Here is a 13,323-nt window from a genome sequence, read left to right as displayed (position 1 = left end):
AATGATCCTGAATGTTATGTTTTTTTATTTTCAGGGTTTACCCAGTCACTAGACGACTGGTCTATTAATATAGGACGCACCATGAAGACTGCTAAACTGTTCTCCCCTTTGAAGGTTGGCGCGCTCACTTTGCCAAACCGTGTATTTATGGCTCCACTGACGCGTTTACGCAGTATTGAGCCAGGTGATATTCCTACTCCATTAATGGCTGAATATTATCGTCAACGCGCCAGTGCAGGTTTGATTATCACTGAAGCGACTCAGATTTCTTTCCAGGCGAAAGGCTACGCTGGCGCTCCGGGGTTGCACACTCAGGAGCAGTTAAACGCCTGGAAAAAAATCACGCAAGCTGTGCATGATGAAGGTGGACATATTGCCGTGCAACTGTGGCATGTTGGCCGTATCTCACACAACAGTTTACAGCCAGGCCAACAAGCACCTGTTGCGCCATCTGCCATTGCCGCAGATACCCGCACCACCGTTCGTGATGAAACCGGTGCCTGGGTTCGTGTTCCCTGCTCTACGCCGCGCGCACTGGAAACAGAAGAGATCCCTGGCATCATTAATGATTTCCGCCAGGCAACAGCCAATGCCCGTGAGGCTGGGTTTGATTATATTGAATTGCATGCGGCCCACGGCTATTTATTACATCAATTTATGTCTCCGGCATCAAACCAGCGTACTGACCAATACGGTGGCAGCATTGAAAACCGAACTCGCCTGACCTTAGAAGTGGTTGATGCCACCGCGGCTGAATGGGGTGCTGAGCGTATTGGTATCCGTATTTCACCTTTAGGCCCGTTCAATGGTTTGGATAATGGTGAAGATCAGGAAGAAGCGGCGCTGTATCTGATTGAAGAATTAAACAAACGCCATATCGCTTATCTGCACATTTCCGAGCCAGACTGGGCTGGCGGTAAGCCTTATTCAGATGCATTCCGCGATGCTGTGCGTGCCCGCTTCAAAGGGGTGATTATCGGCGCAGGTGCCTATACCGCAGAAAAAGCCGAAAGCCTGATTGAGAAAGGATTTATTGATGCCGTTGCCTTTGGTCGCAGCTATATTTCCAACCCAGATCTGGTTGAGCGTTTGCAGCAAAATGCACCACTGAATGAGCCTGACGGTGAAACCTTCTACGGCGGTGGCGCTAAGGGCTATACCGACTATCCAAAGCTGTAAACCCTGCTTAGTTGTAAATCAATTTCTCTGCTCACGGTCAGGCAATATGCCTGACCGTTATCATTTGCAGTCTATTCATTTTCTGTAACCCATTGAACTGATTTAATTACCAAGGCTATACTTAAACTTGGATTCATTCACTCTTGCCCATAATTCAGGCAACATATCAACAGAGGGTATTATGCGCCTACTCCATACCATGATCCGCGTCGGTGACCTGCAACGTTCCATCGATTTCTACACCAAGGTATTAGGGATGCGTTTGCTGCGTACCAGTGAAAATACCGAATATAAATACTCACTGGCATTCGTCGGCTATAGCGATGAAAGCGAAGGCTCAGTGATCGAGTTGACCTATAACTGGGGCGTAGACAGCTACGAGATGGGAACGGCGTTCGGTCATTTGGCTTTGGGGGTGGATGATGTTGCTGCCACCTGCGACCAAATTCGCAATGCTGGTGGCAAAGTGACCCGTGAAGCAGGCCCGGTCAAGGGCGGTAATACTGTTATTGCTTTTGTCGAAGATCCAGACGGTTACAAAATAGAGCTCATCGAGAATAAAAGTGCCGGACACGGCCTCGGAAACTGAGTAGCAAGAAGGCACCTGCGCGGTGCCTTTTTTCTCATCACGATATCCCCCTGCATCCCACGCCAAAATTTGACATAATGCGTGCTGAATTCGATGAAGATAAGAAACTGATGGCAGATAAAAGTGACCTTAACGCCCTGAGTGGCCGTTTTCGTGGGTATTATCCCGTAGTAATTGATGTAGAAACCGCCGGTTTTAATGCTCAAACTGACGCATTATTAGAGATTGCTGCCGTCACCTTGCAAATGAACAAGGACGGTTGGCTGCTGCCTGATGAAACGCTACATTTTCATGTAGATCCGTTCGAAGGTGCCAATCTGGAACCCGAAGCGCTGGCATTTAATGGAATAGACCCCACCAATCCATTACGTGGCGCAGTGAGTGAACATGATGCATTACATGCTATTTTCAAAGCTGTGCGCAAAGGCTTGAAAGAACAAGGCTGTAACCGCGCCATTATCGTCGCGCATAATGCGCATTTTGATCACAGCTTTGTGATGGCCGCGGCAGAACGCGCCAGCTTGAAGCGTAACCCGTTCCACCCATTTGCCACTTTCGACACCGCAGCACTTAGTGGGCTGGTTCTGGGGCAAACCGTATTGGCAAAAGCTTGCCTGACGGCAGGTATTCCGTTTGATAGCAGCCAGGCTCACTCTGCTTTGTACGATACAATGCAAACAGCGAAACTATTCTGTGAGTTGGTGAATCGTTGGAAGAAATTGGGTGGCTGGCCGGTACCAGCGGGCGAATCTGAGTAGCCTAACTCAAGAAAAAATAGCAAATTAACCATTAAAAAAGGTGGCCTGAGAGCCACCTTTTGGTTTATTACCTAAGCTGGCAGCTCATTACTCTGCTGCGGGCTTTTCTTCTTCAGTACGGTATTTATCAGCTGTCTCTTTCAACAGTTGTTGCAGTTCGCCACGCTGATACATTTCCATCAGGATGTCGCAACCGCCCACCAATTCGCCGTCAACCCACAGTTGTGGGAAAGTTGGCCAGTTAGCGTATTTTGGCAGCTCAGCACGGATATCCGGATTCTGCAGAATATCAACGTAAGCAAAGCGTTCGCCACAAGCAGATAGCGCCTGTACAGCCTGAGCAGAGAAACCGCAGTTTGGCAGCTTTGGTGAGCCCTTCATGTAAAGCAGGATTGGGTTTTCTGCTATCTGGCGCTGAATTTTATCAATCGTCGTCATTTCTTGCTTCCTCAAGCCATTTAGTGGCTACAATACTTAGAACCTATCCATTAGGGCTATTTTATTATTGCGTCCAGCCTATTGTAGCGACTGTCACCACTGGAATAAAACGCCATCTTTTGCAGGGGTTTTACTCGGTTAGTTGTGGGTTATATTATCAGCTACAAATATGTGCATTTAGAATAACATTTTTGATCCCTTCTCTTCATTATTATCTTCACTGAGGGATAGCAGAAATTCAGGTCGACTAACTTGTTGACGTATGGTTGATTTAAGTTCATTAGCCGTGTGAAAAAACGACAATTGCGACGCCATTAACGTTTTCTCACAATATCGACTAAAATCCTGTAGCTCTCCGCTTTTTTATATCCGGAGTTTCGGCAATACTGTGACTCTTCATATTCATTTCAGGGCCAAGGTTGGTAGCGTTATTATGCGTTTAATACTTACGCTGTTTGTGCTGCTGTTTACCCAGCTATTTCTAAACCTCGCACATGCGTCGCCGCAGGCTCACGTCTCGGCTGAGCAAAAGAAAGGCCAAGTCAGTCAGGCCAGTCCTGATGACCGTAAAAAGCGTAAAGCTGATAAAAATACTAAAAAAGCCAAAATTGATAACAACAAAACCAATAGTAAAAATGTGACAAATAAAATAGCGACCAACAACGATAAAAAGAAAACGGCAGCTACCGCCAGCAAAACCATTAAGAAAAAGGCACAGGAAGTCAGCAAACCTACCAGCCCAAAAGTCACTAGTAGCAAAAAAACAAATATTAAAACTGCTAGCAATAAAAAAGCGACAGTTAAAAAAACCGAAAAAGTGGCTTACGGCCGTCATCGCAATAAAACCCAAGGTAAAGCCGCGACCGAATTAGTAGCAAACAGTAAAATAAAACTCAGCCCTGCGCATAAAAAACGCTATCAGCATGCTAAGCAGACAGCAATGAGCAAACTGATGAAGCAAGTGGGGAAACCTTATCGCTGGGGTGGCACCTCCCCTAATACAGGTTTTGATTGCAGCGGGCTTATTTACTACGCCTATAAAGATGTCATCAGAATAAAAATGCCACGCACTGCTAATGAAATGTATCATTTGCGTGATGCGGCACCGGTTAAGCGCGCTGAATTAGAAAGTGGTGATTTAGTGTTCTTCAATATTGCTAATCGCGGTGTTGCTGATCATGTCGGCGTTTATTTAGGTAACGGCAAATTTATTCAGTCACCACGCACCGGTGAAGAAATTCGTATCAGCATGCTAGACAACGACTACTGGCAAGATCATTATGTCGGCGCTCGTCGTGTTGTGACACCGAAAACTATCCGCTAAACCAAGCACCGCACCCGGTAGCCCTATCGGGTGCTTATTATCTGTCAAACACACCTGTCAAACATACCTATCAAACTTCAAACAGCCAATATCCCATCAAATGGTATGGTTATACCTGTCATTCCGGTTAAAAGTTGTTAAGATTAATACCCACAATAAAAATACAACAATTACGATTTTAACCGCTCCTCACCACATCTTAGTGAGCTAACGTTCGGATTTGAGGAGCAAACACCCTGAGCAACCCCGAAAGGAGAGAGCTATGTCTTTTGAATTACCGGCATTACCTTATGCACAAAATGCACTGGAACCGCACATTTCTGCTGAAACGCTGGAATACCATTACGGCAAGCACCACAACACCTATGTGGTAAACCTCAATAACCTGATCAAGGATACTGAGTTTGCAGGTAAATCCTTGGAGGAGATTGTCAAAACCTCCAGTGGCGGTATTTTTAACAATGCAGCGCAAGTTTGGAACCACACCTTTTACTGGCACTGTTTGTCACCTAATGGCGGTGGCGAACCGACAGGAAAAGTCGCCGATGCCATTAATCAATCCTTTGGATCTTTTGCTGAATTTAAAGCGCAATTTACTGATGCGGCAGTAAAAAACTTTGGCGCGGGCTGGACCTGGCTAGTCAAAAAAGCGGATGGCACGTTAGCTATTGTCAGCACATCAAATGCGGCGACACCGCTGACGACCGCGGATAAGCCATTGTTAACTGTAGATGTGTGGGAGCACGCTTACTATATTGATTATCGTAATGCGCGACCAAAATATCTGGAGAATTTCTGGGCGCTGGTGAATTGGTCTTTCGTTGAGAAAAACTTAGCCTGATAAGACAAGAAGCAAAAGACGCCGTGTAATCATATTACCAACAGAAATAATTAAGGGCGGGTTAACCGCCCTACTTATCACTTCACACCGGCATGCGGCTTAATTAATTCATGACCGCCACGAAGCTAAAGACAATAATCATCGCCAGTGCACCAACAGTCGTAATCAGCGACATTTTCAGATTGGTATCCATAAGAACTCCTCAGCCGGTTTATTTTAGTAGGGTAAAGGCACATAGTTAGTGCGTTAAATTATTTTCCCACAGTTAAGAAAAAAAATCTTGTGCTCATTACGCACTTTATAACATTGATTACCTCTTCCACTTTCCCTCCAGATCAGACAAAATTCGCAGTTCATAACTGTATGCCGACTAATAACGTCTAATAAATACTCTCAGACGACCATCTGACTTAGCTCTCCAGCCTACTATCTTGTTTCTGTCTGAGCGGTGTTCGAGTCATGCAGGCAAACGATTAACATAATACTTACCTGCTGTAACAGGTGAGCTTAGGAGTCATTCTTTTTATGGCAACGATTAAAGATGTGGCCAAACACGCGGGTGTGTCCACTACCACCGTTTCGCACGTTATCAACAAAACTCGTTTCGTCGCCGAAAACACCAAGGCCGCTGTGTGGGCGGCCATTAAAGAACTGCATTATTCACCGAGTGCTGTGGCGCGCAGTTTAAAAGTTAATCACACTAAATCAATTGGCTTGTTGGCGACATCCAGTGAAGCCCCCTATTTTGCCGAAGTGATCGAAGCGGTTGAAAATAGCTGTTATAGCAAAGGCTACACTCTGATTTTATGTAACTCTCATAATAATCTTGATAAACAAAAAGCCTATTTGGCGATGCTGGCACAAAAGCGTGTTGATGGCTTATTGGTGATGTGTTCAGAATATCCGGAACAGTTACTGGGAATGTTAGAGGATTATCGCAATATTCCGATGGTGGTGATGGATTGGGGGACTGCCCGTGGCGATTTTACCGACTCGATTATTGATAATGCATTTGAAGGCGGTTATTTAGCTGGCCGTTATCTTATTGAGCGTGGTCACCGCGATATCGGGGCTATCCCCGGCCAATTATCGCGTAATACCGGTGGCGGTCGCCATCAGGGCTTCCTAAAAGCATTAGAGGAGGCCAACATCACCCTGCGAGAAGAATGGGTAGTTCAAGGTGATTTTGAGCCAGAATCCGGCTATAAAGCCATGCATCAAATTCTGACACAAAAGCATCGTCCGACTGCTGTATTCTGTGGTGGCGATATTATGGCAATGGGCGCGATATGCGCCGCAGATGAATTAGGTTTGCGTGTACCACAAGATATTTCGGTGATCGGGTATGACAATGTGCGTAATGCTCGCTATTTCTCACCGGCGTTGACCACCATTCATCAGCCGAAAGAGCGATTGGGTGAAACGGCTTTTGCTATGTTGCTCGACAGAATTGTCAGTAAACGCGAAGACCCTCAAACCATTGAAGTACATCCAAAACTGGTCGAACGTCGTTCTGTTGCTGATGGCCCATTCCGCGATTATCGTCGCTAAGCACAGTTATCGTCCTAAACATTTAGTCTGCCGGTAGCGCCCTGTTACCGGCTGCTAATTCTGCCGTATATCATCATCCGTGCCATTATCATCTTTTAACCACTCATCATTTAACGTGACACTGTCACCCAAGTACTCCAACATCCAGGCTAAGGCTGGGGAATGGTTGTTCTGCTCCCACGTCAAGCAACACGGGCTAGCAGGTAAGGGTTCCGCGAGTGTTAAGGCTGCCAGTTTCCCTTGTGCAATCAGGGGCGATACCATATGAGCGGGCACCATGCCAATACATAACCCCTCACACAGACAGTCTATGCCCGTCGCCCAATCCGGTGCCACTAATCGCTGTTGGTTATCCAACGTCCAGGTATCTCGTTTCGGCAAATTTCGCGCCGTATCCTCTAAACAGAGGGAGGGATAAGGCCGCAACTGATCGTCGTTAAGTGGCCCGGTTAGCTGCGCTAAAGGGTGATTAATACTCACTACGCAATGCCAGGTCAGAAAACCCATGTCACGGAAGACAAACCGCCCACCAACAGGGATGGCACGAGTCGCACCAATGGCCATATCCGCTTGCCCATCTACCAGCGCATCCCAAACGCCGTTAAAGACTTCATAGCGCACCCGCAATTCGATATCGGGAAAATGGCGATAAAAATCCAGTACTAAACGGCGACTTCGCTGAGGTTTGACGATTTTATCAACCACGATATTTAATTGCCCGCGCCAGCCATTCGCCACTTGTTGACATTGACGACGTGTGTCATTCATTTTTTTGATAACATCACGCGATTCTTTAATAAAAACTTTGCCTGCTTCGGTCAATTCCACATCCCGATGGCGTCGCGCAAAAAGCGGCACAGCTAACCACTCCTCCAATTGACGCACGGTATAGCTTATCGCAGACGGCACGCGGTGCAATTCTTGCGCAGCAGCACTAAAACTCCCAGTGCGCGCAACAGCATCCACCACATCCAATGAGTATTCTGACCACATGGTTTTGCGCTTCCTTTAGACGGAGTATTTGATATCAATTTTTTTGATAGCATGGCGCAAATATTACCGTTTCACAACCGAATATCGCGTCGTTAGAATGCCCCCGCAATTAATTTTCGGTAACAAAAGTTTTACCTGCAAAAACTATAATGAGAAATAAATAATGAAAACGACATCAAGTTTCATGTTCTATCTGGCCGGTTTGAGCATGTTGGGGTATCTGGCCACTGACATGTATTTGCCCGCCTTTGGTGCCATGCAACAAGAACTCCAAACTTCCGCCGGCTCCATCAGCGCCAGCCTCAGTATCTTTCTCGCAGGTTTCGCTATCGCCCAACTTATCTGGGGACCCGTTTCGGACAAAATAGGCCGCAAACCGGTGCTGTTAGCTGGATTGGGTTTATTTGCCATCGGCTGCCTGGGAGTTTTATGGGTTGAAACTGCGGCGCAGTTATTAGTTTTGCGCTTTATTCAGGCGGTGGGGGTCTGTTCCGCTGCGGTGAGCTGGCAAGCTTTAGTGGTCGATCGTTATCGCGACGGCAAGGCCAACCGAGTATTTGCGACCATTATGCCCTTAGTGGCGTTATCCCCTGCGCTCGCGCCATTACTGGGTGCCTGGTTATTAAACCATTTCAGCTGGCGCTCAATTTTTGTCGTGCTATTGGTGATTACCCTGCTGCTACTGATTCCGACCGCCTTGCTTAAGGAACGGAAAGAAACAGCATCGGATAACGTAGATAAAAACAAAAACGCTATTAGTTTCTGGCAGTTGCTGAAGTCTCCGGTATTCAGCGGTAACGTGATGATGTTTGCTGCATGCAGTGCCGGTTTTTTTGCCTGGCTAACGGGTTCACCTTTTATTTTAGGCGATATGGGATATAGCCCGAATGTTATTGGTTTGAGTTATGTTCCACAAACATTAGCCTTTCTACTGGGGGGGTTTGGTTGTCGTAGTGCATTGAGCCGAATCAAGGGAAACACCCTGCTGCCGTGGCTATTAGCGGGTTATGCTATCAGTATGATCGCACTCTATCTGATAGCAACGCTGACGACGCCCACACTGGTGACCTTACTTATTCCATTCTGCTTAATGGCGCTTGTGAATGGTGCCTGCTACCCTATTATCGTAGCAAATGCATTAATGCCCTTTCCAGCCAGTACGGGTAAAGCAGCAGCGTTGCAAAACACACTACAACTGGGCTTGTGTTTTGTTGCCAGCATGCTGGTGTCGGCCTATATCAGCCAACCTTTGCTGGCAACCGTCACTGTGATGCTGTCAACGGTAGCTTTAGCCGCATTGGGATATGGCATTCATTGCTATGCGTTGAGGAAAGAAAAAGTCCATACTGATAATAATGACTATAATTGCGTGGAGTCATAATTCCTTGTAAAAATAGTCACTAAGCGAAATTTAGGCCGGGAAAGATTTAGTATTGAGAAAGCTTCCCGGCAAGCCTATACTCGGTTTAACCAATTAGAATATCATTTAAAAAAAGCATTATCTTAAGCACTTACTGGACGCGTGGATTGCGTCACATTTACTCTTATGGATGAGTAGCCCTAAATTAGGGTTTCTTCTTAATCTTCCTCTGTCCGTAATGGATACCAGACACCAACTTTATTGGTATGTATCTGCGCATATAGATTTTATCGCGGGTCATAAGTCAGAAGAAAGTGATGGAGAAGCTATGAGTTCATCCTGTATAGAAGACCAGAGTATTCAAGAAAATCCGTGGTTTCGCATTGTACAAGAAATGCTGAGCCGCGCTGATATTGAAATCAATGGCTCACGTCCCTTCGATATTAGAGTTAATAATCCAGACTTCTTTAAGCGGGTATTACAAGAAGGATCTTTGGCATTAGGTGAGAGTTATATGGATGGCTGGTGGGAATGCGATCGACTGGATATTTTCTTCCAGCGCGTTCTCAGGGCTGGTCTGGAGCATCAACTTCCACACCATTTCAAAGATACTTTACGCATCGCAGCCGCACGTATTATCAATTTGCAATCAAAGAAACGAGCCTGGATTGTCGGCAAAGAACATTACGATCTCGGTAATGATCTGTTTAGCCTAATGCTCGACCCCAACATGCAATATTCTTGCGCCTATTGGAAAGATGCGGCCACCCTTGAGCAAGCGCAGGAAAATAAATTGCAGATGATCTGTGAGAAGCTGCAATTAGCGCCTGGCATGAAACTACTCGATATTGGTTGTGGCTGGGGCGGGCTTGCCGCTTACGCCGCGCGCCATTTTGGAGTGTCGGTTTCAGGTGTAACGATTTCAGCTGAACAACAGAAATTGGCACAAAAACGCTGCGAAGGTTTGGATGTCACTATTTTGCTGCAAGATTATCGCGACCTGGATGAACAATTCGATCGTATAGTCTCGGTGGGAATGTTCGAACACGTCGGCCCTAAAAATTACAACACCTACTTTGAGGTAGTTAAGCGTAATTTAAAACCTGACGGATTATTCTTGCTGCATACAATCGGCGCTAATCGTACCGACCTGAGTGTTGACCCGTGGATTGATAAATATATTTTCCCCAATGGGTGTCTGCCGTCGGTACAACATATTGCCAAGGCCAGCGAACCTTATTTCATCATGGAAGATTGGCATAATTTCGGGGCAGATTACGACCGAACATTAATGGCCTGGTATGAACGTTTCCAAGCAGCGTGGCCAAAATTAGCTGAGAATTACTCGCCTCGATTTGAGCGGATGTTTAGCTATTATCTGAATGCCTGTGCCGGTGCATTCCGCGCCAGAGATATTCAATTGTGGCAGGTATTATTCAGCCCCAACGGGGTAGAAGGCGGTATTCGGGTTGCTCGTTAATATCTAACATGATTCTTTTTTAAAAAGGCAGGAGCATATCAGCCCTGCCTTTTATCATGCTATGGGCGAGCGACTTTTTCAGCCGCTGCTGCTACCTGAGCAATTTCGCGTTGCGCTAATACCCGCTCAACGGTATCCACTACAGCCTGTGTTTGTGGGTCTATTTCAATATTCACCCGATGCCCCAGTCGCTTTTTACCTAATGTGGTTCGCGCCAGTGTTTCCGGAATCAAATGAACGCAAAAACGGTTACCCACTACCTCGCCAATGGTCAGACTGATGCCATCAATACCGATAAAGCCTTTGTGTAATACATATTTCATTAAATCGTCGCTGGGCAGTCGAAACCAGATCTGACGGTTATTTTCTGAGGTATATATTTTGGCTATTTCAGCGGTACAAATAATATGACCGGACATAAGATGCCCGCCAATTTCATCACTGAATTTAGCGGCCCGCTCCAGATTAACCACATCGCCGACTTTAATATCACCCAAATTGGTAATACGCAGCGTTTCCTTCATTAAATCAAAACTGACTCGATTTCCATTAACTTCTGTCACTGTCAAACAGCAGCCATTGTGGGCCACTGAAGCACCTAATGCTAATTCAGGTAACATTTCAGTTGGCATTTCGACTACATGGGTGCGGAAGTTGGATTTCTCGTCAATGGCAACCACTGGCGCGGTGCCTTGAACAATACCGGTGAACATACGCCATGCCTCTTATCTGTAGAAAAAAGTTTAATTGCCTTGATTTTGCCTCAGAAGATAAGGAAAACCAAACCACTTAGACTAAAAATCTGTATTCGCGTTATTTCATTGAAACTGAATGACAAGGATTGCTTAAGCTCGACGGGGAGGTACAATCTTTTATACTCTTCGTGTTCCAAGAGTATTATGTTTTCCCGCTATTTTATTTATCGGCTACAAAAAGATAAATTATCGCTACTGAAATTATAACTAGGTTATACCCATGCATCGTGAAGAACGATGGGTAGATAAAGGTGCATACGTGCAGAAGTATATCGTCGAAGCGCGTAGCTTGTTGGCTCTCGCTATTCCTGTTGTTATCGCGCAATTGTCCCAAACCGCCATGGGTGTGGTTGACACTATTATGGCCGGTTCTGTCAGTGCAACCGATATGGCTGCGGTGGCGGTGGGGACCTCAATCTGGTTACCGGCTATCTTATTTGGTCACGGATTATTGTTGGCGTTGACGCCGACGGTAGCCCAACTTAATGGTTCCGGGCGGCGCAACCAAATTGCTCATCAGGTCAGACAGGGATTCTGGCTGGCATCCTGTGTCTCGGTATTAATTATGGTGGTCATCTATAATAGCGACCACGTGATTAAGCAGATGCACAACATTGATCCGGTGCTGGCAGATAAGGCCGTTGGTTTCCTGCACGCCATTATGTGGGGCGCGCCGGGTTACCTCTTCTTTCAGGTGCTACGCAATCAGTGTGAAGGGCTATCCAAAACCAAACCCGGCATGGTGATTGGTTTTATTGGTTTACTGGTTAATATTCCCATTAACTATATTTTCATCTACGGTAAATTTGGTGCTCCGGCATTAGGCGGTGTCGGTTGTGGGGTGGCAACCGGAACGGTTTATTGGGTGATGTTCTTAATGATGCGTTGGTATGTCACGCGTGCCCGCTCACAGCAAGATATCAAACTGGAAAAAGGATTTGCTGCACCGGACTGGCAAGTAATGAAGCGCCTCGGGGGCCTTGGGCTGCCAGTGGCGCTGGCGCTGTTTTTCGAAGTGACCTTGTTTGCGGTGGTCGCACTACTGGTTTCTCCGCTGGGTATCGTTGCGGTGGCCGGGCACCAGATTGCCCTCAACTTTAGTTCATTAATGTTTATGTTACCGATGTCATTGAGTGTCGCCGCGACCATTCGTGTCGGCTTTCGCCTGGGGCAAGGATCTGTTGAAAACGCCAGAGTGGCCGCGTATACCAGTATTGCTGTAGGCCTGATGCTGGCGTGTGTCACCGCGATATTTACGGTGGTGTTCCGCGAACATATTGCGCTGCTCTATAACAAGACACCTGAAGTCGTGGTAATGGCCTCCCACTTGATGTTATTGGCAGCACTTTACCAATTATCTGATGCAATTCAGGTGATCGGCAGCGGCGTCTTACGCGGTTATAAAGATACTCGCTCGATCTTCTTTATTACCTTCACCGCGTATTGGTTGTTGGGGTTACCGACGGGTTATGTGTTGGGGCTGACCGATTATATTGTGCCAGCGATGGGGCCAAGTGGTTTCTGGATAGGCTTCGTTATCGGCCTGACCTCAGCGGCTATCTTGATGGCGCTGCGCATCCGTTGGTTACAAAAGCAGCCACCTGCTTTTATTCTGCAAAAAGCGGCGCACTAAGCGCTTGTCATTATAGGCATTAATTGCTGACGCTCATCTCAGTAATTAATGCCCTGCCAAATAAGAAAAGCTGGAGAAAAAAACAGCGCAATGAGTAAAAGCGCAGCAATTACGTGAGTTTGCGGTGAATATTATGTTTTTCCCCTTGCCAGCGGACGGGCGGCTCGTTAATATTCGTCCCCGCTGTCAGCATTGATGGCGAGTAATAAGAGTTAGGTATTGCGTCCGTAGCTCAGTTGGTTAGAGCACCACCTTGACATGGTGGGGGTCGATGGTTCGAGTCCATTCGGACGCACCAATCTTATTATTAGAATGCCAAGTTATTAGAATGCCAAGAGTATGATGTGCGTCCGTAGCTCAGTTGGTTAGAGCACCACCTTGACATGGTGGGGGTCGATGGTTCGAGTCCATTCGGACGCACC

At 46.6% G+C, this 13,323-nt stretch carries 13 protein-coding genes and 2 tRNA genes; 11 read left to right on the top strand and 4 right to left on the bottom strand.

All coding sequences use genetic code 11. The features are described from left to right. Positions 1–81: 81 nt before the first annotated feature. The 3 genes from QSV56_RS07330 to rnt all read left to right on the top strand — a co-directional run bounded on the left by QSV56_RS07330 (position 82) and on the right by rnt (position 2,526). The gene (locus QSV56_RS07330) at positions 82–1,179 is read left to right on the top strand and encodes an alkene reductase (protein WP_242365147.1); all 1,098 of its coding nucleotides are present in this window, start codon (positions 82–84) and stop codon (positions 1,177–1,179) included. Positions 1,180–1,360: 181 nt separating this feature from the next. Next, complete coding sequence (gloA, locus tag QSV56_RS07325) at positions 1,361–1,768, top strand: lactoylglutathione lyase (RefSeq protein WP_005165939.1); 408 nt, start codon at positions 1,361–1,363, stop codon at positions 1,766–1,768. 110 nt (positions 1,769–1,878) lie between these two features. Then, positions 1,879–2,526 carry a ribonuclease T gene (rnt, locus tag QSV56_RS07320; protein WP_005169454.1) on the top strand — a complete coding sequence of 216 codons (648 nt, stop codon included), beginning with the start codon at positions 1,879–1,881 and terminating at the stop codon, positions 2,524–2,526. An 87-nt stretch (positions 2,527–2,613) separates the two neighbouring features. Here rnt and QSV56_RS07315 read toward each other — a convergent pair whose 3' ends face one another. Further along, positions 2,614–2,964 (bottom strand): Grx4 family monothiol glutaredoxin, encoded by a 351-nt coding sequence (locus QSV56_RS07315; protein ID WP_004390185.1) that lies wholly within the window; start codon positions 2,962–2,964, stop codon positions 2,614–2,616. Between the two features lie 433 nt (positions 2,965–3,397). Between QSV56_RS07315 and QSV56_RS07310 the strand changes: the two genes are divergently transcribed. Together QSV56_RS07310 and sodB are read left to right on the top strand one after the other, a co-directional pair. Continuing rightward, positions 3,398–4,288: a C40 family peptidase gene (locus QSV56_RS07310; RefSeq protein ID WP_019079326.1), complete on the top strand. Its 891-nt coding sequence runs from the start codon at positions 3,398–3,400 to the stop codon at positions 4,286–4,288. 262 nt (positions 4,289–4,550) lie between these two features. Next, a complete protein-coding gene (gene sodB, locus QSV56_RS07305) occupies positions 4,551–5,129 on the top strand; it encodes a superoxide dismutase [Fe] (protein ID WP_046050966.1) in 579 nt (192 codons plus the stop codon). A 103-nt stretch (positions 5,130–5,232) separates the two neighbouring features. Here sodB and QSV56_RS07300 read toward each other — a convergent pair whose 3' ends face one another. Continuing rightward, on the bottom strand, positions 5,233–5,322 hold the full coding sequence (locus QSV56_RS07300) for a YnhF family membrane protein (RefSeq protein WP_019079325.1): 90 nt from the start codon (positions 5,320–5,322) through the stop codon (positions 5,233–5,235). Positions 5,323–5,654: 332 nt separating this feature from the next. Between QSV56_RS07300 and purR the strand changes: the two genes are divergently transcribed. Then, positions 5,655–6,680: an HTH-type transcriptional repressor PurR gene (gene purR, locus QSV56_RS07295; RefSeq protein ID WP_005165644.1), complete on the top strand. Its 1,026-nt coding sequence runs from the start codon at positions 5,655–5,657 to the stop codon at positions 6,678–6,680. A gap of 54 nt (positions 6,681–6,734) precedes the next feature. On the opposite strand, the gene punR is transcribed toward purR, so the two are convergent. Further along, the gene (gene punR, locus QSV56_RS07290; RefSeq protein WP_046050967.1) at positions 6,735–7,673 is read right to left on the bottom strand and encodes a DNA-binding transcriptional activator PunR; all 939 of its coding nucleotides are present in this window, start codon (positions 7,671–7,673) and stop codon (positions 6,735–6,737) included. Between the two features lie 163 nt (positions 7,674–7,836). On the opposite strand from punR, the gene punC reads away from it, so the two are divergent. Both punC and cfa read left to right on the top strand, forming a co-directional pair. Then, positions 7,837–9,054, top strand: a complete 1,218-nt coding sequence (gene punC / locus QSV56_RS07285) for a purine nucleoside transporter PunC (RefSeq protein ID WP_046695032.1) — start codon at positions 7,837–7,839, stop codon at positions 9,052–9,054. A 307-nt stretch (positions 9,055–9,361) separates the two neighbouring features. Beyond that, the gene (cfa, locus tag QSV56_RS07280; protein ID WP_019079322.1) at positions 9,362–10,513 is read left to right on the top strand and encodes a cyclopropane fatty acyl phospholipid synthase; all 1,152 of its coding nucleotides are present in this window, start codon (positions 9,362–9,364) and stop codon (positions 10,511–10,513) included. A 59-nt stretch (positions 10,514–10,572) separates the two neighbouring features. Here the strand turns inward: cfa and QSV56_RS07275 are convergent, their stop codons facing one another. After that, on the bottom strand, positions 10,573–11,226 hold the full coding sequence (locus QSV56_RS07275; RefSeq protein WP_019083054.1) for a riboflavin synthase: 654 nt from the start codon (positions 11,224–11,226) through the stop codon (positions 10,573–10,575). Between the two features lie 301 nt (positions 11,227–11,527). Here QSV56_RS07275 and QSV56_RS07270 point away from each other — a divergent pair, with 301 nt between their 5' ends. The 3 genes from QSV56_RS07270 to QSV56_RS07260 all read left to right on the top strand — a co-directional run bounded on the left by QSV56_RS07270 (position 11,528) and on the right by QSV56_RS07260 (position 13,321). Beyond that, positions 11,528–12,901 carry an MATE family efflux transporter gene (locus QSV56_RS07270; RefSeq protein WP_026017826.1) on the top strand — a complete coding sequence of 458 codons (1,374 nt, stop codon included), beginning with the start codon at positions 11,528–11,530 and terminating at the stop codon, positions 12,899–12,901. A gap of 221 nt (positions 12,902–13,122) precedes the next feature. Next, positions 13,123–13,199 (top strand) — tRNA-Val (locus QSV56_RS07265). Between the two features lie 48 nt (positions 13,200–13,247). Continuing rightward, positions 13,248–13,321, top strand: a tRNA-Val gene (locus QSV56_RS07260). Positions 13,322–13,323 lie beyond the last annotated feature (2 nt).

Origin of the sequence: Yersinia sp. 22-579 (assembly GCF_030433455.1) — a bacterium.
In the GTDB taxonomy this organism is placed as follows: Bacteria; Pseudomonadota; Gammaproteobacteria; order Enterobacterales; family Enterobacteriaceae; genus Yersinia; species Yersinia enterocolitica.
The sequence above is the reverse complement of the archived record's forward strand: the minus strand, read 5'-3'. Positions and strand labels throughout refer to the sequence as shown.

Bases quoted from the DNA above. Each gene is read 5' to 3' on its own strand.
- QSV56_RS07330 (WP_242365147.1), top strand. From the start codon at position 82: ATGAAGACTGCTAAACTGTTCTCCCCTTTGAAGGTTGGCGCGCTCACT.
- gloA (WP_005165939.1), top strand. From the start codon at position 1,361: ATGCGCCTACTCCATACCATGATCCGCGTCGGTGACCTGCAACGTTCC.
- rnt (WP_005169454.1), top strand. From the start codon at position 1,879: ATGGCAGATAAAAGTGACCTTAACGCCCTGAGTGGCCGTTTTCGTGGG.
- QSV56_RS07315 (WP_004390185.1), bottom strand. From the start codon at position 2,964: ATGACGACGATTGATAAAATTCAGCGCCAGATAGCAGAAAACCCAATC.
- QSV56_RS07310 (WP_019079326.1), top strand. From the start codon at position 3,398: ATGCGTTTAATACTTACGCTGTTTGTGCTGCTGTTTACCCAGCTATTT.
- sodB (WP_046050966.1), top strand. From the start codon at position 4,551: ATGTCTTTTGAATTACCGGCATTACCTTATGCACAAAATGCACTGGAA.
- QSV56_RS07300 (WP_019079325.1), bottom strand. From the start codon at position 5,322: ATGGATACCAATCTGAAAATGTCGCTGATTACGACTGTTGGTGCACTG.
- purR (WP_005165644.1), top strand. From the start codon at position 5,655: ATGGCAACGATTAAAGATGTGGCCAAACACGCGGGTGTGTCCACTACC.
- punR (WP_046050967.1), bottom strand. From the start codon at position 7,673: ATGTGGTCAGAATACTCATTGGATGTGGTGGATGCTGTTGCGCGCACT.
- punC (WP_046695032.1), top strand. From the start codon at position 7,837: ATGAAAACGACATCAAGTTTCATGTTCTATCTGGCCGGTTTGAGCATG.
- cfa (WP_019079322.1), top strand. From the start codon at position 9,362: ATGAGTTCATCCTGTATAGAAGACCAGAGTATTCAAGAAAATCCGTGG.
- QSV56_RS07275 (WP_019083054.1), bottom strand. From the start codon at position 11,226: ATGTTCACCGGTATTGTTCAAGGCACCGCGCCAGTGGTTGCCATTGAC.